A 22,242-nucleotide genomic window follows, 5' to 3' on the forward strand; every position below is an offset into this window, starting at 1 on the left:
ATTTTTACGCTCATCATCATTTAGTACAGTTAATTGTGATTGATGAGGAAGCTAAGCCATTTGATGTAGCAGTTAATTTGATTGCACCGCTTTTTTCTGTTGATTGAAGAATAGCTAAGCATAAACCGTGAAATGCCTTGCGGTAATTCGCTTTAAAAGGCTCTAAACTAGCCTGAAAGCCATTATCTACGCCAGCGATAAAACCAACGCCCTCTACTTTAAAATCAACAAGATTATCGGCATTTGGCACAACATTCCCATCAGCATCTAAAATGCGAACGGTTATGAAAGATAAATCTACGCCATCAGCTTTAATATTCTTTCTATCGGCAATTAATTCGATTTTAGCCGCAGCACCGGCTGTTTTTATTTCACGCACTAAAACTTCCTTACCAGCTTTCCTGGATACTGCTTTCAGTGTTCCAGGCTCGTATTTTACATCCCATTTTACATGTAAATCTTCGCCTTGTTTTGATTTTTTTCCTAATGATTTCCCGTTGAGGTACAATTCAACTTCATCTGCATTATTATAGTAGGCCCAAACCTCAACAGGTTTACCTTGCTCCCTTTCTGCTTGTCCGAATGGCAGGTTCCAATGTGGTAAAATATGTAAAACTGGTTTGTTAGTCCACTCGCTTTGGTACATGTAATATGAATCCTTGGGGAAACCGGCTAAATCGACTATCCCAAAATACGAGCTTCTTGCCGGCCAAGGATACGGCAATGGCTCGCCTAAATAATCAAAACCCGTCCAAACAAACAAACCCGAAACATGGTCGTATTTTTTAGCTGCCGCCCATGTTTCTTCATGAGTAGAGCCCCAATAAGCTGAAACATTATCGTATGATGATGCAGACCATTCTTTATTGCCTTCAACAAACTTTGTTTTGCCATCTCTTGGCCAGCGACGAATTGTATCGGCTGTATCATAAAAACCTCTGGTTTCTAAAGCCGATGTAGTTTCTGTTGCTAAAAATTTAACGTCAGGATAGTTTTTAGGGAAATCAGAATATTTTTTGTGATTATAATTTAAGCCATAAATATCTAAGGCTTTCGCCTGATAAATAAAATTTTTGGCAGAATCGGTTTCAGTTAAAGCCGAAATTACCGGGCGAGTGGTATCTAAATTTTTTACAATGCCAACCAATTTTTTTGTAAGTGCAATGCCTGTGCTATCAAACTGTTCGCGAATTTCGTTTCCGATACTCCAAAGAATAATTGATGGATGATTTCTATCGCGAAGCACCATGTCTTCCAAATCACGTTTATGCCATTCCTGAAAATTCAAATGGTAGTCGTTTTTGTTTTTCTTTTTTGCCCACATGTCAAAAGCTTCATCCATAACAAGAAAACCCATTTTATCACATAAATCTAAAAACTCAGGTGCTGGTGGGTTATGTGCTGTGCGGATAGCATTAACACCCATTTCTTTCATAATTTCTAATTGGCGTTCCATTGCACGAACATTAACCGCGGCGCCTAATGCACCTAAATCGTGATGCAAACAAACGCCCAAAATTTTCATCGGTTTTCCATTTAAAGAGAAGCCTTTTTGCACATCGAAGTTGAAAGAACGTATACCAAATTTGGTTTCGTAAGCATCAATTACTTTACCGTTTTGCAGAATTTGAGTAACTAATTTGTACTGATAAGGATTTTCTACCGACCAGAGGAGTGGATTTTTTAAATCGAATAATTTGGTAAATACATTTTCTTCATTGCCTAATTTTTTAACCTTGAAAGTTGTATTGTTTACTAATTTACCGTTGGGGTCATATATCTTCTCAATCACATCAGCTGACTGAATCTTTCCCGTTTTATTTATAATCTTTGTTTTTATTTCAACAATAGCATGAGGATCTGGATAATGTACATCTTTTGCGTCTGCTTTAACAAAATCAGCTCTTACAAAAGTTCCCCAATGTGCAACCGCAATTTTAGCTGTAGAAGTTAACCAAACATTTCTGTAAATACCCGAACCTGAATACCACCGGGAATCTGGTTGTAAAGCATTATCAACTTTAACAGCAATAATATTTTTTCCTGCTTTTAGGTATTTACTGATATCGTAAGAAAAAGAAATATAACCATAAGGGCGTTTGCCTAAATACTTGCCGTTAATCCAAACTTCCGAATTTTTATAAACGCCATCAAATTCGATGGTAATTAACCTGTTTTGGAAATTTGCAGGAGCTGTAAACTCTTTTCTATACCAACCAATTCCTGTAGGTAAACCACCACCTTCTGGTTTTGCAGGGTTTTTTTCATCGAATTTTCCTTCAATGCTCCAATCATGCGGTAAAGTTAACTTTCGCCATTTGGCATCGATAAAAGCAGGAGATTTTGCACCAGGTTCATCGCCCAAAAAGAATTTCCAATCTTTGTTAAAGCTGGTTCTGGTGCGAGGTTCTGGAGTAGATTGCTTCGTCGTTCCTCCTCGCAATGACGATAAAGGAAGCGTTATTTCAAGGCTGGATTTATTACTAATTTCATTAAATGGCTTTACTGAGGGGGTCGTCATTTCGACCGTAGTGGAGAAATCTTTTCCGTTTGTTGTTAAACTACGTTCAAAGATTTCTCCATTCCGCTGCGCTTCAGTCGAAATGACGAAACCAGAAGCCTCGCAATTACTTGATGCTAAAAACACCAAAAGAATCAAACCAAAAATCCTATGTTTAAATTCGAGCATCTTCATTTCTAATTATTGAACAAAATTCACTTTACTTTTACCTAAATCTTTTGATGTTGCAACTGCAATACCACGTTGGTCTTGCTTATTTACCGCACAATAGAAATGATAAACCACACCTTTATATTTTAAAACGAAAGATTTATGTGCATACAATTCATCATATTTTTCGGATGATTCTATTAAATTATCTCCAGTCCAATCTGTCCAGTTTACTAAATCTTTTGAAACCGCAAAGCGATTAAAAGAGCCTTTTCTGTCTTCCCAAAATGCGCCGAAGTAAAACATCACAAAGTGATTACCGATTTGCTGAATCACGCCATCGCCAGTTATGCCTACCGGATGATGAACCATAGGATTTTTATTAAATCGTTTCCAATTTATCATATCATCAGAAACAGCCATACCAATCCGCTCGTACCAACGCGTTTTTTTGTTATTTGCCAACGAATCGCCAACCGCATTATAATACATTACAAAGCGATGCCCGGTTAACTTTTTCTTATCTTCTATTACTGTGCTTTTAAAAAGCTTATTTCTGTTTTCCCACCAGCGAACATCTTTGTCCAATGAGCTTAAAACAGGCTTATCCAATCTGCTCCATTCCTGTACTACTGATGGATGTTGAGTTGCATAAGCCATACCAATTGATAATGGTTCTACTTCGTAACCTTTTTCTTTTCCGCCAAAATACGACATCCAATATTTTCCATTGAACGATTTTGCTGCGTAGCTTCCACCCCATTTCGTATCTAAAAGCGCATTGTAACCTGCTTTTTGATTATCATCCCATTTACCGGAATCTTCGAACGACATGATTTTACCAAGATTTTGCCAGTTTAATAAATCACTGCTTTTTGCCATCCAGGTTTCGTAACCGCGACCGCTAAAAATCAGGTAAGTCATGTACCAATCTTTGCCCTTTCTAAAAACAGTTGGGCAATCCATTTTATGGTCTTTATCGGCAGGAACCATTACCAAACCATATTTACAAGGCGTTTTTACTTCCTGATAAATCTTTTCCATTGTTTCTGCAGAAACTGGATTAGTTTTTTGAGCCTGCAAATTAACAGCACAAAACAGTAGAAATATGATCATATTAATCCTATTCATTTGTGCATATAAATTTGTAATGGCCAGAACCTATTGTAACTTTTACTTTAACGTTTTCGGCACTTAAAACATTCATCTTTGGGTTAAGCTCATCGGTTATGGTTTGTTTTGTTTTACCCGGAAAATAAACATCAGCCTTAGTGTTTACCGGAATATTCAACTCCAACGTAAAGTTTTTATCCGTTTTTTTCCATGAGGAAGATATCTTTCCATAGGGAGAATCGTAACTAACATCCGCAGCTTTTAAATCGCCGACAACTTCAGGCTCAATTTTAATGTGTTTAAAAGCAATGGAATTTTCAGTCTGACGAATGCCACCTAAACCACTGTATAGCCATTCCATTAAATGGCCAAGCATAAAATGATTATTTGAAACTGTTGGCAAAGCCGCCCAGCTTTCGGTAAGTGCGGTTGCGCCTTTAGCAATTTGCATTCCATAACCCGGTACATCCGAGCGGCTATTCATATCAAAAATCACGTCAGATTTTCCTGTGTCTTCCAGCACACGCAGCACATAGCGGTAACCGATATCGCCGGCCGTTAAACTATTTTTTCTATCTCTAATATCCTTAACCAGATTATCAATAACGGCGTTTTTATCTGCACTTTCTACCAAACCCATATAAACTGCCATAGCATTTGCAGCCTGCGAACCGGTTGCATATTGTTTAGTTTTAGCATCGAAAAATTTATTATTAAATGATTTTCTTACCTCAACAGCCAAATTTGAATAAGCATTTTCATCCGCTTTTTTATCTAAAATTGCAGCTATCTTTTCAAGGATTTTTAAATCATAATAATAAATGGCTGTTCCGGTAACGCCCATTGGTGTTAGTTGTGAAACGCCCGGAGGGTTTGGCCCTAAATCATACCAATCACCCAAACCTTGAGATAAAATATGATTATCAGCTTTAGTGGCAAGATAGTTAATGTAACCTTGCATCATTGGATAATAATCAACTAATGCTTGCTTATCGCCATACCATTGATACAAATACCATGGCAACAAAATGCCGCTGCTTCCCCATTCAGGCGAATCGCGAAACATTCCTCCACCCCAATCAAATTTCACATATTCAGGCGCAATTTCAGGAATTAAGCCATCTGGTAATTGCGAATTTTTCATATCCTGCAATGCCTTTTTGAAAAGTGGAGCAGCATTATAATTGTAACCAACAGAGTTGCCCATTAAATGTAATTGCTCTAACCAACCCAGTTTTTCACGGTGCGGACAATCGGTAAAAACACTCATCATGTTGCTTTTAATCGACCAATCAATCAGCTTAAAAGTTTTGTTAAATAAATCATTAGAAGATGAGAATTGGCCAACTTGCGCCGCAGCATTTCTAACATGCAAGGCTTTCAAATCTTCGATAACGGCTTTGCCGGATGAATTTTCTTTTCCCGTGGGTGTGCCGCCTTTAACTTGCAAATATCTAAATCCAGTATAAAAAAACTTAGGCTGCCAAATTTCGACACCCTCACCTTTCAAGATGTAAGTGAAGTAAGACGGCCCACCGATATTTTTCTGCGTAACCGAACCATCTTCTTTTAATAATTCAGCAGGTGTAATACGAACGGTATCACCTTTTTTGCCACGAACTTTCAATTCTATTATAGATGATGAATTTTGTCTCATGTCATAAACCCATTCGCCATTGGCAACCGGAGTAGTTTTTAGAGCAGCCGTATATTCAAAAACTTTTACAGGTTCTTCTTTTTGAGCATTTAATTTAGGTCCATCAACTATTAAGGCTGATTTCCAATTTCTATCATCAAAACCAGCTAAATTCCAACCCTTTTGCTCAAGGTTTGCATTATAATCTTCACCACCATAAATACTCGAAAAAACTACAGGCGATTTATCCGTTTTCCAGCTCTGGTTACTGACGATGTTTTCCGTTGTTGCATCAGCATATTCTACCAAAACCCTGCAAATCATTTTCGGGAAGCCGTAAGCAACTTTTAATTTTCTATATCTATCTTTTACCGGCGGAACATAATGAAAACCATTCCCAAGCATTACGCCAATGGCATTATCGCCCGTTTTTATTTGCTTTGTGATATCATAAGTTACGTACAAAGCTTCCTTATCATATTTAGTCCAGCCTGGTGCAAGAAAATCATCATCAACTTTTTGGCCGTTTAAGCTCATTTCGAAATGCCCTAAACCGGAAATAAAAGCAGTTGCTTTTTTTATGGTTTTGTTAACTGCAAATCTTTTGCGAAACATGGGCAAAATATTGTTTGAATCAAACTTATCTTTCTTACCATCCGTTGGCAATATATTCACATTGCTATCGGCAAGCTTCTCGTAAGCTATCCATTTTGCGCCTTTCCAATCGGCAACATTTAATAAACCCATTTGCCAAAAGGCAGTTTTACTCCAGCTGGATTGATTTCCCTTGTTATCCCAAACCCGAACTTTCCAATAGTATGTTTTTGTTGATGAAAGTTTTGCGCCTTTATATTGTATTTGAATAGATTTTGATGAATTTACCTTTTTAGTATCCCAAACATCACCCATATTCTTATCTAAATTACTGGCGCTATTTGAAACCAGAATCTGATAAGCCGTTTGCGTTACATTCTGTTTTGATGATGTTAATTTCCAGCTTAATGTTGGCGAAACTAAATCAATCCCGATAGGATTTTTACGATAACTGCATTGAACTTCAGCAATATTTATATCTTGCCCAAACAGCGAAATGCTTATTAAAAACAGACAAGAAAAAATTGCGATTTTACTCATTAAATTTCTACACCGTTAGTGATGCTTGTTTAGGTTCATAATTTGGTTAATATTTAGATTGAAAAAAATCAATTTTAGGATGTTCAATTTAAATAAACAACCTTCAATCAATTCAAATATAAATTATTTTTTTAAATATGAACACAAACTAACTCTAATAAAACTGTAAAATAACTGTAGCGTAATACGCGCTACAATTATTTATTTTTAATAATTAGGGTTTTGTACCAACTGAGAATTATTATCTAATTCGGATGCGGGAAAAGGCAAAACATAATTTTTTGTATCGAAAATTAAAGATGCACCAGCTGGTGTTTTCAATGTAGGCAATTTTATGTGTGCAATGTTCCAACGTTTTAAGTCGTTGTAACGCTGACCTTCAAGTGCTAATTCAATACGTCTTTCATGGCGAATGTAATTTCTCAAGGTAGCCTGCGTAGCATATTTAGTTTTATCGGTTGCAGGCATTGCAACGCCAGGGCGCTGTCTAACATCATCAATTGCTTTGTAAACTGTAGCATCAGGACCACTTAATTCATTTTGAGCTTCGGCGTACATTAGCAAAACATCCGCGTAGCGCAAGTGGATGTAATCCTGGTCGGTTAATGTTGCTGTTGCTGCAGTAATTGGTGCACGCGATAAATCAACATATTTTTCCATCAAAAAGCCTGTAAAAGATTGCGCAAAGCCGCTCCAAATTACATTGGTTGAGTTTCTCCAGGTTTCGTTCGGTAATTTCATGGTTAAATCTAAACGTGGGTCGCGGTTAGCATAGGGATTTGCCGCATTAAACAATGGCGATTCTGCACTTGGCTTTCCATCGGTCATTTCATAATCATCAGCCAAATCTTTATAGGGTTGAATTAGAGAAAACCAACCTAATTCTACATCCATACCTGCAGCACCAGGCGAAATTCTTTGCGGATTTGTGGGTGCCAGATACTGTGTAGAAAACATAATCTCAGTATTTACCGCTGCAGTTGCTTGTCCGCTGGTTTTGAATAATGCTGCGTAATTATTAGATAAAGCGAATTTATTATCCGCCATTATTTCTTTTAAAACTGGAACTGCTTCAGCCCATTTTTGTTGCGTAATTAAAACCCTCGCTTTAATACCTTGGGCACTACCCTTTACTGCATGCCCGTTATATTTTTCGTTAGGAAGATTTGCGATTGCGAAATCTAAATCCTGCTGAATAAACGCATAAACCTGTTCTTTACTGCTTTTCGCAATTTTGACTTCATCAACAGTTTTTGGGTAAGTACTGTTAATTGGAACGCCCCCAAAATTTTGAACTAAATCGAAATAAGCTAAGGCTCTTATAAACCGTACTTCACCTTTGTATAAATTCTTCTTGGCATCGGTTATCGGAGCTCTATCAACATTATCCAAAAAGTAATTGCAGGAAGTTATTGCCCGGTAAGGCGATGAATAAAGGTTTGGTAAAACCCCACTCAAAGCAGGAGAAATACTACCGGTAGTCATTTCCAGTAAATTTGCCTGGTTTGTATTTTGATATGGAAAAGCATTATCACTTAGGGCATCCATATATACCCTTTCGTAACCTAAAAAGTTTTGCTGCAAGCGAGAATAAACACCTGCCAAAGCGGTTTGAACATCGCCTTCTGATGCCCAAAAGATTTGTGAAGAAACACTATTTAATGGATTTTTATCTAAAAAATCTTTTTTACATGATCCGAATGCTAATAATCCGAACAGGGTACAGAATAATATATTTTTATTTTTCATGATATACAGCTTAGAATTTAACATTTAGACCGATATTAAAAATTTTGGTTTGTGGATACTGTGCAAGGTTACCCGTAGAACTTGCTCGCTCGGGGTCGCCACCTTCATACTTTGTAACCGTAAAAAGGTTATCTGCCGATACGTAAACGTTCAAATTTTTAATGCCAATCCTGGAAATCGCTCCAACCGGAACATCATAACCTAACATTACGTTTTTCAACCTTAAATAAGATGCATCCTGTAAATAATAAGTTGATGCCGTGTAAGGTGCAACGCCACTGTAACCCGATACATACAATGCCGGAACCGTATTGCTTCTGTTTTCTGGCGTCCAGGCATTTAAGAATTTTGTTGAAGGCGCAGTTCCCTGCATAAATGGATCGATTCCCCAATTGTTAACACGGTTTTTAATGCCTTCAACGCCTTGGAAAAATGCGCTGAAACTAAATCTTTTGTAACCCATATTTAAGCCAAACGAGTAGTTAAAATCCGGATAAGCGCCATCAACCACTACCCTGTCGTTGGCGTTTACAATACCATCGCCGTTAACATCTTTCATTTTTAAATCACCGGCTTTTGGATTACGGTTTAATTCATGCACGGGTACGCTCGGGTTTCCAATATCCTCAACCTGGAAAATACCATCCCACTCATACAAGTAAAAAGAAGAATATGGTAAGCCGACTTCGTTTATTGTACTGCCTTTTGCCGGTGTTCTGAGCTCAATTACTTTATTTTTAGCTGTGGAGATTAAGGCATTTAAACCATACGTAAATTCGCCTATTTTATTTTGATGCGTTAATGCAAGCTCAACACCCTGACTTCTCATTCTTCCATCATTAACTGTTGATGCGCCCAAACCTAAACTCAAAGGAACATTTGGCCTTGCCAAAATATCAAAGGTTGACCGTCTGAACCAATCGAATGTAGCGCCGAAGAGGCCATTTTTGACATTCAAATCGAAACCTACATCAATACTTCTGGTAGATTCCCATCTTAAACTCACATCTTTAAAATCGTTAATTACACCACCCTGCTGCAATGCGCCATTTCCAAATGGATAATTAACGTTATTGATGATGATGTTATCCTGATATAGGTAGGTTCCGATATCCTGATTACCGAGTGTACCGTATGATGCTCTTATTTTAAAACTGCTTAACCAGCTTAATTTATCTTTCAGAAAACTTTCTTCAGAAACTAACCAACCTGCAGAAAATGAAGGAAATACGCCCCATCTGTAATCAGGAGAAACTTTTGAAGTTCCATCGTAACGGATGTTAGCCTCTAATAGATATTTTCCTTTAAAATCGTAGTTTATTCTCCCAAACAAAGAACGCATACCCCATTCTGATGGTGCAGCTAACGATGGTAAACGTGGATGGGTGAAATATAATGACTCACCCGAAGCAGAATATCCTGTTAAGTCTTCTAAAATTGGTGCAACTGAATTAATTCTTCTGCCCCTTAAATTTTGATTTTTATAAGATAACTGCTCAAAACCAGCTAAAGCTTTAAGGTTATGTGATGTGCCTAAAGTTTTTTCGTAAGTAATTGTAGAGTAAACCGTTGGATTTAAAACTTTTGAATATTGGTCTGTTACCCCTAAAATATCCGGACCGAAAGAGTTTGCAACATATTCGTTTGTTCCGGCGGCTCTATCTTGCAATAAATAAGCTGAGTATGGATGCTGATACATTTTATAGTATTCATCAACATAATTAATTGCAACTTTCGAACTCCAGGTAAATCCTTTGAAAGGTTTAATATCTATATAAGCCTGAGCATTAATATTATATTCTTTTGTGGTTTGTTCGCCCATTGCATAAACTTCCTGCGGGTTACGATTCCTACCTTCATTAGCGTAAGCTCTAGAAACTACTCTACCGCTACCATCAGGTAAAAAAGGACCATAAAGTGGCCCGGCGGCATAAACCAATAAAGCCATATTTTCTCCGGTAAACGGAGGTTCCTTACGGTCTTTATAAGTCATGTTGATGATTGTACCAACGCTAATGCTTTTTGTTAAGTAGTTATTATAGTTCAATAGAGCATTGTAACGTTTAAATTTGTAGCCTTCAAAAACTGCATTTTGGTCTAAATATCCGGCAGAAATATTAAAGGTACTTTTATCTGTACCGCCAGAAATAGAAAGATTATGCTGCATAACATTTGCCGGATTGATATAATAATCCATACTGTTAAAATCAGGATATTGTGCCTTATTGGGCGAATTTCTGTATAATTCAATATCAGCCTGCGGATATCTGAATGCGATACCCGAACGTGCAGCAGCCGTATTGTACATTTCCATGTATTGCGCCGAATTTGTAATTAGATCTGGCAAAGCAGTTGGTGTGTGGCGTGCAAAATTGGTGCGGTAACTGAAAACCGTTTCACCTCTTTTACCTTTTTTGGTGGTAACTAAAATTACGCCATTTGCTGCTCTGGCACCATAAATTGAAGCTGATGATGCATCTTTTAAAACCGTAACGTTTTCAATATCATCTGGCGATAAATTATTGAATGAACCAGCTACGCCATCAATTAGGATAAGTGGATCTGTACTTCCGCCATAAGTAGATCTTCCTCTAATTAAAAAGTTAGGATTATCTCTTCCAGGCTCGCCTGATGGTTGTGTAACCTGCACACCTGTTATTCTACCTTGTATTAAATTTGCGGCATTGGGTGCTGGTCTTTCGGTTAATGTGGCACCAGAAACTGTAGCAACGGCACCTGTTAAATTAATTTTCTTTTGAGTACCATAACCAACAACAATTACTTCGTTTAAGTCATTTTGCTCTTCGGCCAGCTTTATGTTAATTGTATTTCTGTTGCTTACCAGAATTTCCTGATTGGTGTAGCCAACAAAAGAAAATATTAATGTTACGCTTCCTGAAGAAGCAGAAACTGAATATTTCCCATCATTATCGGTTGTTGCACCAGTAGTTGTGCCTTTCACTTTCACACTCACACCGGCAATTGGTTCTCCGGTTTGCGATGTTACTGTCCCTTTAATAATAAATGTTCCTGGTAATGTTTGCGCAAATCCTGAAACCGCAGTAAACAACATTATAAAAATGAGTTTAGCGATTAAAACATTGCGTAGCCTGAATTGGCAATAGCTTTTGCATTTAATTGGGTTCATAATTGAATTTATTTGGTTAGGTTAAGTTTTTGATAATTGATGATCATTATCGGAGAGGCAACTCAGATTCTGGAAATGATTTTTTTAAGCGTGAATATTTGGTTGATTTTACTGACCTGTTACCTAATCATTCTCAGAGGAATGTAAATCTCATATTTTAATAGATTAACCGGCTATCTCAAATATAAATAGTTATTTCATATATGAATGTAACTTTTGTATAGCAATTTCTACTGTCAGATAAATTATTTTTTCTAATTCAAATTATTAAGTTTGTTTAAATTCTAATCAATGAATAACGATACTAAATACCAGGCACCTGCTTTAGACAAGGGTTTGGATATTCTCGAATACTTATCTGCCCAATCTGTACCACTATCGCAAACTGAAATTGCTACAGGCATCGAAAAAACGCCAAACGAGATTTACAGGATGTTAATGAGTTTGGAAAGTCGTGGTTATATTTTAAGAGATGAAGTTTCAGGAAAATACCGCCTCTCCCTAAAATTATTTTACCTTTCACATAGGCACTCACCAATGGATGAGCTACGAAAAGCTGCCCAATTTCCATTGGAAGAATTGGCTAATACGGTTCGTCAATCCTGCCATTTGAGTATTTTGTATATGAACCAGGTAATGGTAATTATACACGCCAAAAGCCCCGGACCAATTGCACTCTCCATTGAAGAAGGAAACCTGTTCCCATTGCCTTTAACGGCTTCTGGAAAGGTTTTATTAGCCTACATGCCAGAAAACGAGAGAAGTAATGCTTTAAAAAACAATGCCATTTTTAAAAAATATCTTAAGCCACAGCAGGATGATTTTATGGCTTCATTAGCAGAGATTCATGAAAAAGGAGCTTACTTAAAAACAAGTGATTTGGCAGCAGGTGTAACGGATATTTCTGTACCTATTGGCGTTTCAAATGGCGGCGGAATTATCGCATGCTTAACCATATCCATGCTAAATGCCTTAAACCTTAACAAAAATGTAGATAACGATGTGATACTTGCAGAAGCTTATAAATGTGTTAAAAAAATAGAACAGAGGATTGGGGTGTAAAGCAAATTCATCATTGCTGAAGAAGCATGACGAAGCAATCTTATTAATTATTTGAAAAGCGGGGCTTGCATTTCTTTGGAAACAGCAGCCCCGCTCATATCTTTATATTTATTAAACAATCAGAAAGAGGGAGGCAAGTTGTAGCCCCGCTAGACACGATGATTAACTGATGTCGACGTAAAAGGATAATCCTCCCTTTTTACTTTCTTAAAGTCCGAACAGTACCTAATGACCATTTGTTTCTATCTGGATCAACGATTAACATGAGCAAGGACTAAGAGTAGTTTCTGATTTGCGAACTTAAATTTAAAGAACATGGTCAATCTAAAGTATTCGGTTGGGATAGATGTATCCAAAAAAGATTTTCACTGCTGCCTTTCGGCCATAGATACCGAACAGTGCGTCAAAGTTAAGGTCAGCCACAAGTTTTCAAACTCCAAGCCTGGGTTTAAGCTTTTCATGGATTGGCTAAGGCGGAACCTAAAGGAGCAGCTGCCTGTTTTTTGTGTAATGGAGGCTACAGGGGTTTATCACGAGCAGCTTGCTTGGTTTCTTGAAGGGCAGGCAATTGCAGTAAGCATCTTATTGCCAAACAAAGCAAAACGGTATCTTCAGGCAAATGGTGCCAAGTCCAAAAATGACAAGATTGATGCCCGCGGCCTTTCGCAGATCGGAGCAAAAAAAAACTGGAACTATGGGTGCCGCCAACCAGAAAGCTCTATGAGCTCAGGTGTTATACACGCCAGCATCAGAGCCTCTGCGAATTCCATACCGCCTTGGGCAACCAGCTTGAGGCGATAGAACATAGCCAGTACCAGAGCAGGGATATTGTTAAGCAACTAAACAAAACTATGGGGCTGATAGAAAAACAGATAATTGAGATGGTGGCGGCCATTGAAAAACTCATCAGTACAGACCCTATCCTTGCAGCCCATTGCAGGAACATAACAGCAATAAAGGGGATAGGCACATTGTCATTTGCAGTGATTGCGGCAGAAACAAATGGTTTTGCCCTTTTTAAGAATGTGAGCTCATTGGTGAGCTATGCAGGTTATGATATTGTAGAAAACCAATCCGGGAACCATGTGGGCCGAACAAAGATATCGAAGAAGGGCAATTCAAGAATAAGGAGGATCCTCCACATGCCTGCACTTTGTGCGGTACGAGATGACCAGCCACAGTTCAGGGATTTATTTGAAAGGGTTTATCAGCGAACAGGTAAAAAGATGAAGGGCTATGTTGCTGTACAGAAAAAATTATTGGTAATGGCATACCACCTTTGGAGAAGAAATGAGGCCTACAACCCGGCGTTTGATAAGGAAATAAAAATAATAACCCCAGAAAACTCCGGGGCTACCCATGATAAAATTCCCGAAGGAAATCTTCACTAAAGCAAAGGTAAAGTTATTGAGCTATATTACAAATGGAGGGATTTTAAATTAATGCTACTCAGAAGCTGAATTTTTATCAAATTTATTTGCTTTTAAAGACAGTACCTTTCCGTTTCAATCTTTTAAACCTATAAGGTTTTTAAAACCTTATAGGTTTAGGAAAAGTATTTTTACTGCAATCGGGTTTAAATGGACAAAACAGTGAAACTATTAAAGAGAAAACCCGTAGCACTAATTTTAAAGTTCATTGCTATTAAGGCGCTCGTCATTGCGAGGCACGAAGCAATCTTACAACTAAGGTGTTATATCTAGCGCTTTAAGATTGCTTCGTGCTTCGCAATGACGGCAATGAGCTTTTACCCACTGTATTTCACTAAATAATCCTTCCCCTTCTCAATTGCAATTTCAAAAACGCCTTTCGCAACCTCTTTAACCGTTGCGCCTTTAACAACCGGTTTCGAATTACTTTTAAGCTTTAGCGTTCCCAGGCCAACAGCAGAATTAATTTTGATTTCTTTTTTGTTCATGTAAACAGAAATATCACCGTTTACTGTTGGCACTTTGCCTTCCATCCATTCTAAACCGCCTAAACTTGGTTCGATGATATAAGTTTCGTAACCTGCACTAACGGGTCTTACACCTAAATAATATTTCCCTAATAAATAAATCGGACTAGCGCCCCAAGCATGGCAAAGGCTTTTTCCATATGGGCGGCCATACATTTCTAAATGCTCTATTCCTTTCTTATCAGGATTGTATTCTTCCCAAAATGAAGTTGCGCCCAATTTCAGCATCCCTCCCCAATAACTTTTCATTTCTTTAAGTACGTAAGATTGTTCGCCCATGGCGCATAATGCTTCCAGCTCGTAAAAACGCATGTATGGTGTGGTAATTTTGGCTACCTTATCGTTCAGTAATACATTCTTTTTTACGCCTAATTTTTGTTCGGGTGTAAAATAATCGAAGAAAATTCCAAACATATTAGCATAACGGGTTACGTTATCGGTTTGTTTATTATCAATTCTGCTATGTACTAAGGCATTTTTATTTGGATTCCAGTACAGTTCGAAAATTTTGCTTTTTAGTTCTTTTGCCTGCTTATCATATTTTGCAAAACCTTCTTCATCATTTGCTAGTTTGGCGCATAAAGCCATGGTTTCTAAACTTCTGGCATATAATAACTGCTCGAAACTCACTTCGCCATCTTTACTTAATTTATCTGCCCAGTCAATAAAAATCCAATCGCCCGGCATCCATTCTAACAAACCGTTTTTGTTTTTCCTGCCGTCTATGTAAGTCATAAGCGATTGCATTCTAGGATAAATATCCTGCACAAATTTTTGGTCGCCGGTAAATTTATAATAATCGTAAATTCCTAAAAACCAATAGAAAGAATAATCCATAATGGTATTGATGTGTGCTGTAACGGGGTCTTTGCCACGTTGTGCCCATAAAGTTTTCTTAACGGTTGGCGCATCGAAAAACGAGTAATAATTCATCAGATAACTTTGATAAGCATCTCCGCTCCACACCCAACGGTCGCGTTTTATACCATCGATAAAAAACTCTCGTGTGTTCAAATGAAATGTGTATTTCGCTACATCGTAAATTTTGTTTAACTCGGCATCTGATGATTTGAAACTCCCACGCTCGGTAACTGGTGCATACTCGTAAAGCATGGATATCGAATCAACTGTTACATTACCTGAAAATTCACGATTAACATAACGAAAAGCCTTTGAAAGCGGCATGATAGAATCTTTACGCTGTGATAAATCAATATCAACATAATCTAAAGTTTCACATTTATCTGTAGAAAGTGCTTCTTCAGGCGATTCTCCGTAGTAAAGACTAACCCTGCCTTTGCCTTTTAATCCATGCAGTTTTATAAAACCAAAAGTTTCTTTGCCAAAATCTAGCAATTCACCACCATCATGCTTTTTTCTGCTAACCGCAGCCATCGGTTTAGTTGGCAACTTAAATTGAGATGGTAATTGTGTTGGGTTGTTTAAATTCCACGAGCCCGCTGAAACAAATGTGGTTCCCGATTTATCTGATACTTTTCCACTTTGGTCTATCCATTCTTTATCTTCAAATGTTGCCAACCAGGTTTCATCAGAAACAACCGTTTTGCCTTGAACAAAAATTGCCGGAACCGCTGCCTGACTGTAAACTTTTAAGCTTAATTTATGCTTCCCTGCCGGAATTTTTATCGTTTTTGGAAAGCCTGAAATTGCCTGACCATCAATTTTTACGTTGTATGTTCCTTCTACAAAAAGTTTAACATCTTCAGCCTCGGTAAGCGTAAATTCTTTATGAAAATCGACCAACACATAATGGCTATCCATTTTCCAAAATACCGGAAAAAATGACCCCCGCTCTGTTCTTCGATTTTGCATTGCGTTACTCATGTAAATATCAAAATCGCCCGGGTACCAAATCCACGAGGCTTTTTGAGCAAAAACTGGAGCTACTAAACTCGTTAGAATTGATAGTAAAAGTATTTTTTTTAAGTTTTTCATGTTGTATGGATTTATGTGTCGTCATTTCGACCGTAGCGGAGAAATCTTTGTACCTTTTAGTCCTGTTAAAAGATTTCTCCATTCCGCTGCGCCTCAGTCGAAATCACGACTTATTTATAATGCACTAATGTCCGTTGAAGAAAATATATAAGGCAATCATAATAATGGTTAAAGCGCCGAAAGAAATCCAAACCCTTCGGGTTGGTTTTTCTGTATTTGCTAAGTGTTCTTCATTAATTTTATAAATTGATGGCGATGAATCGGTAAGTGTAATTATCACTAATAAAATTGCCAGCAGAGCGAAAATCAAAAAGGATAAAACCAAATAATGTGGCCAAAAATGGTATTCTGAAGATGGAAAAATCCATAAATAACAAACGCCGATACCTAAACTGATTATTGAGCCTACGGAAAGTGTGAAATTAACCGCCTTTTTACTCGTTCTTTTCCAAAATACCGATGATAAAAACACTACTGATAGTGGCGGAGCAATAAATCCAAGCACCGCCTGAAAAATATCAAATAGTTTTAAACCTTGAATGTTATCTATAGCCAAAGCAACCAAAATAGCAAATACGCAACCAGCAATAACTGTTAATCTGCCAACCTTAATTATCTGATTGTTGCTTGCCTGAGGATTGATTTTCTTCACGTACACATCCATCGTAAAAACGGTGCTCAAAGAATTTAAGCAAGAGCCAATTGAGCCAACCAATACTGCAATGAGTACTACAATTACTAAACCATTCATCCCGGGAGGAAACAATGTAGTTACCATAGTCATGTAGGCCATGTCTGCATTTTCTAAACCAGGATAAAGTAAATAACATAAAATACCGGTTACAATAAATAATGGTAGTGAAAGTATTTTAAGCCAGCCAATAAAACTAACACCTAACTGACCTTGCTCTAAATTTTTAGCACCCAAAACCGATTGAACCATAGACTGGTCTGTACAAAAGAATGCAACTGCCGAAACCGGATAACCTAACAAAATTGCATACCATGGATATTGTGGGTCGGTTGCGGGCTGAACCAAATTCCAAAAGTGCTTTGGTGTTTTTTGGTAGAGTGCAGCAACGCCTCCTACTTTTTCTAAACCCAAATACGTTAACGCTAAAGATACGCAGATGAGCAAAATCATTTGGAATACGTTTACCTTCGCGATGGCCTTTAATCCTCCAAAAAAGGTAAATAAACCTGCAAAGGCTACAATCACCGTTACCGATTGCCACATCGGCACGCCCAGTATTTGCCTGACCAAAACGCCACCAGCAAATAAACCTAATGATAACCAGGAGATTAATATTTTCACTAAAGCGTACCAGGCTAATATGTTTTGAGTAGAATCGCCGTAGCGGTTGCCCATAAATTCGGGCATGGTGCTTACCTTGGCGGCTAAATATTTTGGCGCAAAAACAATTGCTAAAAGGAAAAGAAAAATAAAAGCATACCATTCAAAATTTACAGCTACAATACCGGTTGTATAGCCAATACTGGCAAAAGCAACTAACATAGACGGACCTACATTTGTACCCCACATATTGAAGCCGATACTACTCCAGCCTAATGATTTATTGGCTAAGAATAAATTCTCATCAGTTTTTTTCTTCGAAAAACTAGCCCTATAGCCAATTATCATTAAAATAATGACGTAGGCTACAACGATAAAATAATCTAAGCTCGTTAATCGTTCTACAATGTTACTCATTGGTTTATTTGGTTAGTTTGGTTTTATTTATCTGGCCATGGAAAAACGGAAAATACACGGAACTTATTAAAGCATCCGTCATTGCGAGGCACGAAGTAATGACGACCGTTATAAGTAATTTTCAATTTTGTTCCTTTTCAGTGTCTTATGTGTTTCCGTGGCAAAAAACTACAATCCTATCGATTCCCTTGTAATGTTATTCGCCTCTAAAATTTCATCAATCTTAACCGGCAAACCTGTTTCCATCGATTTATCCATCGCTTGTAAAAGCGCTACAGTTCCGATGCCTTCTTTCAAATCAGGATAAGCCGTAAATTTGTTGTTAATGCTATCTGCAAAATAATCTAAGTAATTTTGATACTCACCGGCATGATGGCTTTGTCCTTCAAAACGAAAATAATGTTTCAAAGTAGCATCGCCCCAGGTAATTACTTTTTCTTCGCCGGTTTTGGTGGTTACCGAGTAACGCAATTCGTGGTAATCGGCCTGGCTTGCGCCTTCCGTTCCACGTAAAATACAACTCATGCCACTATCGCGACTAGCAGGTTGCGTTGGGCCTGTATATGCGCCACTAACACGTGCAATTCTACCATCCTTAGCTTTAAAAATAAAGTGCATGGTATCTTGATTTTTCAAACCCGCCTTTAAGCCATTTGAACTTAACATTCCATAACCCATTACTTCCTCAATATCAGGCATATACCAACGCACAAAATCAACCGGATGGCTTAAACCGCCATACAACCATTTAAAAGACTCTTTTAACGACCAGCCTTTCTCTAAAAACCAGCGATGATCGGCGTGGTAATAGCTCTCGATGGTAATCAATTCACCAATCAAACCCTTATCAAAATCTTTCTTCTGGCGCATTGCCGGTTCAAAAAAACGAGAACTTTGCCCGACAAAAATTTTCCTTCTCGATTTTCTACTCAATTCTAAAAGCTCATTTGCCTGAGATAAATCATCAATAAAAGGCTTGGTACAAACCACATGTTTACCATGTTGCAAAGCCAGTTTTATATGCTCGAAATGCAAATGGTCTGGCGTGTAAATCGCAATCATATCGATTTTATCACTGGTTAACATATCCTCATAATTGGTTGTCCAGTTTTGAAAATCAAATTCCAAAGCTCTTTCTTCGCAAAGTTTTTTATTGGCATCACAAATTTGAATGAGCTTAAATTTTTTGCTCGCCAACGATGCAGAAATTGTACTTCTGCCTTCTCCTAATCCTAAAATTCCTAATCTTAACATGTTATTGTTTTCTAAGCGTTATTGTTTTTTTCTTTTTTCTGGTCAATATGTTAACCAATCGTCATGCTGAATTTATTTCAGCATCACACATTCTTCATAACTACAGCTTTAAGACCCTGAAACAAGTTCAGGGTGATGACCGCTAAAGCATGAGTCTTGTCTATTTTTAGTCGTCATTTCAAGGCGCAAAGCAATCTTAATGCGCCAGTAATAGCGATTGTTATAAGAGATTGCTTCCTGCCTCGCAATGACGTGTAAATTATTCTATCGGTTTAAAAAACACCCAAACTTCATCAGCTTTTGTGCCTTCTATTCCTTCCTGATATTTTTTCATTATTTCATTCCATTCATCAACTTTTGGATTATTTAAAGTCGTTTTTGGATTTAAATCATCTATTTTTTTCCCTTTCGGGATGCTGATAATCAACATTAATTGCCTGTCGTTTTTAAAAATAGCTAAGCGCTGAAATTCTGCATTGCAAAAGCCTTTTGAAATTTCCGGCCATTTTTCGAATTGTGTTTTATGGTACTCCAGATATTCTTGTTGCATCTTTTCATCTTTAACTAAATTGGCAGATAAAATGATATTTTCCCATTCAGCTACCGGCTTTTCATTGCAGTTTTTTGCTCTTGTAAATTCATAAAACAGATTATCGTACAGCTTAATTTCTTTAGCATTTAATCGCTTTAAGGTTTGCTGTAAACTTTCTACTTTTAATGATGAAGAGTAGAGCACAATCCTATTGTTCCATTTGTAAATTTCACCTGGCAAAAGATTATTTTCTTTCGCAAAATTTTCAAGAACATCATCCGAAGGCTGTTTTTTATCTTCATAAATCAATTCAAAAACAACAGATTTATCTTCGGCAATATTAATTCCACGCTTAGAATAAGCAGTTTTCTCTTTTAGTAAATACTGATAATTTTGTTCTAAGCCGGCACTTAATTTAATGTTATCAGAAACTTTCGGTCCGTTGCTTGCCCACAAATTACCAGGCCCGTTGGCGTTCTGGAGGTATTTTTCAGTTGGTGTCCAATTATTTTTGATGGTGAATTGCGACGAGCCTTCATCAGTATAAAGATAAAACCAATGCTCGGGAAGATGAGCGTAAGGCGCTTTGTAAATGCTATCAATTACGTTTTCAGTGATGAAAGAATTAGGTTGCGCCGATAAGGTATAAATTCCGGCGACATCGTACATGTGTTTGCCGTAATGATGAATTTTATTTGCGCTGACGTTATTATTTTTCATCGCATTTGTTGTTTTTGTCCAACCCCAACCTAGGCTAATACCTGAATAGGAAACATTACTAATCTCGTTATGCAGAATTTCTATGCCTTGAACATAACCAGCACCAATGCCAACGGCACCCCAATCCTCATTAGTTACATCGGTAATAAAATTATTTTCGATTTTATCATTGGTAGATATTTCTCGCTTATCAGATGGATTATAAGGTAAATGAACTTCAGTTGCTTCATCAGAAAAAGTTCCGATTAAAATAGCCGAACCGCCAATATCTTTAAATAAATTTCCTTTGATTAAATTACCAGATGTGCCTTTTTTATAATCCAAACCTGTGGAAGCCAGATGTTCAAAACGACAATTTTCAAACGAGGTATTATTGGCATAAGTAACCTCAACCGCTGATGCAGGTCGGCCAACCCAAGCCTGATTTTCTAACGTAGATTTATCCTTTGTTCCTGGAATTTTGAGTTTGTAGGCATCCAGCATATACAATCCCGCCTGATGCGGAACGTGACCTTGTTTTGATGGCCTTAACCAAGTAGAATGCTCGAATGAAATGCCTTTAACACTCACAAATGAAACCGGATTATCAATTGTTCCTTCAATTTTCAAAAGATTTTCGATTGCCGGCGCTACAACTTCTGCATTTAGCAAATTTTCTGATGCTTTAGGCCAATAATAAAGCTTGTGATTTTTTAAATCCGCGTACCATTCGCCGGGTTCATTTAAGAATTGAATTGCGTTGCTTAAGTAAAAAGCAGAATTTCCGGTTTTTTCAGAAATCCAGGGAGCCGGCCATGGGTGCTCAGATTGAATTCTACTTTCGGGTTGCATGAAAGCTAATTCGGCACTATTACCAACAATTTTAACAAATTTTACCCGAAGATTTGCAATTGCCCACCATTGGTGAATAAGCATTTCCATGCCTTTAATATTAGCCAGATTGATGTTACTTTGAAGCGGAATTCTGCAAGTTTGTTTTTCCTTGTCCCACGATAAAATCCTCCCCATAACATCGCCATTATAGTTTTTAGCTCGGGTAGCTTTATTTCCATTAACCCAAAGCTGGCGAAATTGTAAGTCGCCTCCATCATAATTCGGCATATCGGTTACCCAAACTTTACCCATAGCTTCTTTAGGTAAGCTTTGCAGGTTGCCAACAAGTATTTTCCAGCCTTTAATTTTTACACCACCACTTAAAATTACTTTTTCGGTGGCTATAATTTCCGTAGGGCTAGCTTTTGTTCCAGAGTCTTCAGGACGAAGAACGATGGGCTCATTAAGCTGATAAAAACCTTTTTCGATATAAATTTTTATACCCCCATTGATTGATTTATCATTTAACCGGCGTAATTCACGAGCTTTTCTAATCGCCGAATGTAGTGTAGCCAATGGATTTTCTCTAGTACCCAAATTAGCATCATTGCCATTTAAAGACACATAAATATCTACAGCAGATGCATTTAAACTGAATAACAACAGTGAAGACACTAAAACAAAATATGCTTTAGCTTGATAAATTCTAGGTGAATTAAAACAGTGGTGGTATTTTCTATTGCGATACATATTTAGCATTCTTTTGGCTTTTCTCTTACCATAAAT

General features: G+C 37.5%; 12 protein-coding genes. 3 read left to right on the forward strand and 9 right to left on the reverse strand.

The genetic code is table 11. From position 1 onward, the window contains the following. Positions 1-16: 16 nt before the first annotated feature. The 5 genes from galB to LUA90_RS10365 form a co-directional block, all read right to left on the reverse strand. The gene (gene galB, locus LUA90_RS10345; protein ID WP_231490906.1) at positions 17-2,689 is read right to left on the reverse strand and encodes a beta-galactosidase GalB; all 2,673 of its coding nucleotides are present in this window, start codon (positions 2,687-2,689) and stop codon (positions 17-19) included. Positions 2,690-2,701: 12 nt separating this feature from the next. Further along, a complete protein-coding gene (locus LUA90_RS10350) occupies positions 2,702-3,802 on the reverse strand; it encodes a glycosylase (RefSeq protein ID WP_231490907.1) in 1,101 nt (366 codons plus the stop codon). Beyond that, positions 3,795-6,554: a family 78 glycoside hydrolase catalytic domain gene (locus LUA90_RS10355; protein ID WP_231490908.1), complete on the reverse strand. Its 2,760-nt coding sequence runs from the start codon at positions 6,552-6,554 to the stop codon at positions 3,795-3,797. The genes LUA90_RS10350 and LUA90_RS10355 overlap by 8 nt, the downstream gene beginning before the upstream one ends. A 207-nt stretch (positions 6,555-6,761) precedes the next feature. Next, positions 6,762-8,303 carry a RagB/SusD family nutrient uptake outer membrane protein gene (locus LUA90_RS10360; RefSeq protein ID WP_231490909.1) on the reverse strand — a complete coding sequence of 514 codons (1,542 nt, stop codon included), beginning with the start codon at positions 8,301-8,303 and terminating at the stop codon, positions 6,762-6,764. A gap of 10 nt (positions 8,304-8,313) precedes the next feature. Continuing rightward, positions 8,314-11,451, reverse strand: a complete 3,138-nt coding sequence (locus tag LUA90_RS10365) for a TonB-dependent receptor (RefSeq protein ID WP_231490910.1) — start codon at positions 11,449-11,451, stop codon at positions 8,314-8,316. Between the two features lie 291 nt (positions 11,452-11,742). Between LUA90_RS10365 and LUA90_RS10370 the strand changes: the two genes are divergently transcribed. From LUA90_RS10370 to LUA90_RS10380, 3 genes are all read left to right on the forward strand, one after another. After that, positions 11,743-12,513: an IclR family transcriptional regulator gene (locus tag LUA90_RS10370; RefSeq protein WP_231490911.1), complete on the forward strand. Its 771-nt coding sequence runs from the start codon at positions 11,743-11,745 to the stop codon at positions 12,511-12,513. A gap of 315 nt (positions 12,514-12,828) precedes the next feature. Then, on the forward strand, positions 12,829-13,314 hold the full coding sequence (locus tag LUA90_RS10375) for a transposase (RefSeq protein WP_231490912.1): 486 nt from the start codon (positions 12,829-12,831) through the stop codon (positions 13,312-13,314). Continuing rightward, the gene (locus tag LUA90_RS10380; RefSeq protein ID WP_231490913.1) at positions 13,290-13,904 is read left to right on the forward strand and encodes a transposase; all 615 of its coding nucleotides are present in this window, start codon (positions 13,290-13,292) and stop codon (positions 13,902-13,904) included. Before LUA90_RS10375 ends, LUA90_RS10380 begins: the two co-directional genes overlap by 25 nt. A 356-nt stretch (positions 13,905-14,260) precedes the next feature. Here LUA90_RS10380 and LUA90_RS10385 read toward each other — a convergent pair whose 3' ends face one another. The 4 genes from LUA90_RS10385 to LUA90_RS10400 form a co-directional block, all read right to left on the reverse strand. Beyond that, on the reverse strand, positions 14,261-16,426 hold the full coding sequence (locus LUA90_RS10385) for an alpha-rhamnosidase (protein ID WP_231490914.1): 2,166 nt from the start codon (positions 16,424-16,426) through the stop codon (positions 14,261-14,263). Positions 16,427-16,550: 124 nt separating this feature from the next. Next, positions 16,551-18,137, reverse strand: coding sequence for a sodium/solute symporter (locus tag LUA90_RS10390; protein WP_231463779.1), 1,587 nt, complete (start codon positions 18,135-18,137; stop codon positions 16,551-16,553). A 168-nt stretch (positions 18,138-18,305) separates the two neighbouring features. After that, positions 18,306-19,391, reverse strand: coding sequence for a Gfo/Idh/MocA family protein (locus tag LUA90_RS10395; protein WP_231490915.1), 1,086 nt, complete (start codon positions 19,389-19,391; stop codon positions 18,306-18,308). Positions 19,392-19,650: 259 nt separating this feature from the next. Beyond that, positions 19,651-22,131, reverse strand: a complete 2,481-nt coding sequence (locus LUA90_RS10400; protein WP_231490916.1) for an L-rhamnose mutarotase — start codon at positions 22,129-22,131, stop codon at positions 19,651-19,653. Positions 22,132-22,242: the final 111 nt, after the last annotated feature.

The organism is Pedobacter sp. Leaf170, from assembly GCF_920984665.1.
Lineage (GTDB): Bacteria > Bacteroidota > Bacteroidia > Sphingobacteriales > Sphingobacteriaceae > Pedobacter.

Coding starts and splice junctions, on each gene's coding strand:
- galB (WP_231490906.1), bottom strand. CDS start 2,689: ATGCTCGAATTTAAACATAGGATTTTTGGTTTGATTCTTTTGGTGTTT.
- LUA90_RS10350 (WP_231490907.1), bottom strand. CDS start 3,802: ATGAATAGGATTAATATGATCATATTTCTACTGTTTTGTGCTGTTAAT.
- LUA90_RS10355 (WP_231490908.1), bottom strand. CDS start 6,554: ATGAGTAAAATCGCAATTTTTTCTTGTCTGTTTTTAATAAGCATTTCG.
- LUA90_RS10360 (WP_231490909.1), bottom strand. CDS start 8,303: ATGAAAAATAAAAATATATTATTCTGTACCCTGTTCGGATTATTAGCA.
- LUA90_RS10365 (WP_231490910.1), bottom strand. CDS start 11,451: ATGAACCCAATTAAATGCAAAAGCTATTGCCAATTCAGGCTACGCAAT.
- LUA90_RS10370 (WP_231490911.1), top strand. CDS start 11,743: ATGAATAACGATACTAAATACCAGGCACCTGCTTTAGACAAGGGTTTG.
- LUA90_RS10375 (WP_231490912.1), top strand. CDS start 12,829: ATGGTCAATCTAAAGTATTCGGTTGGGATAGATGTATCCAAAAAAGAT.
- LUA90_RS10385 (WP_231490914.1), bottom strand. CDS start 16,426: ATGAAAAACTTAAAAAAAATACTTTTACTATCAATTCTAACGAGTTTA.
- LUA90_RS10390 (WP_231463779.1), bottom strand. CDS start 18,137: ATGAGTAACATTGTAGAACGATTAACGAGCTTAGATTATTTTATCGTT.
- LUA90_RS10395 (WP_231490915.1), bottom strand. CDS start 19,391: ATGTTAAGATTAGGAATTTTAGGATTAGGAGAAGGCAGAAGTACAATT.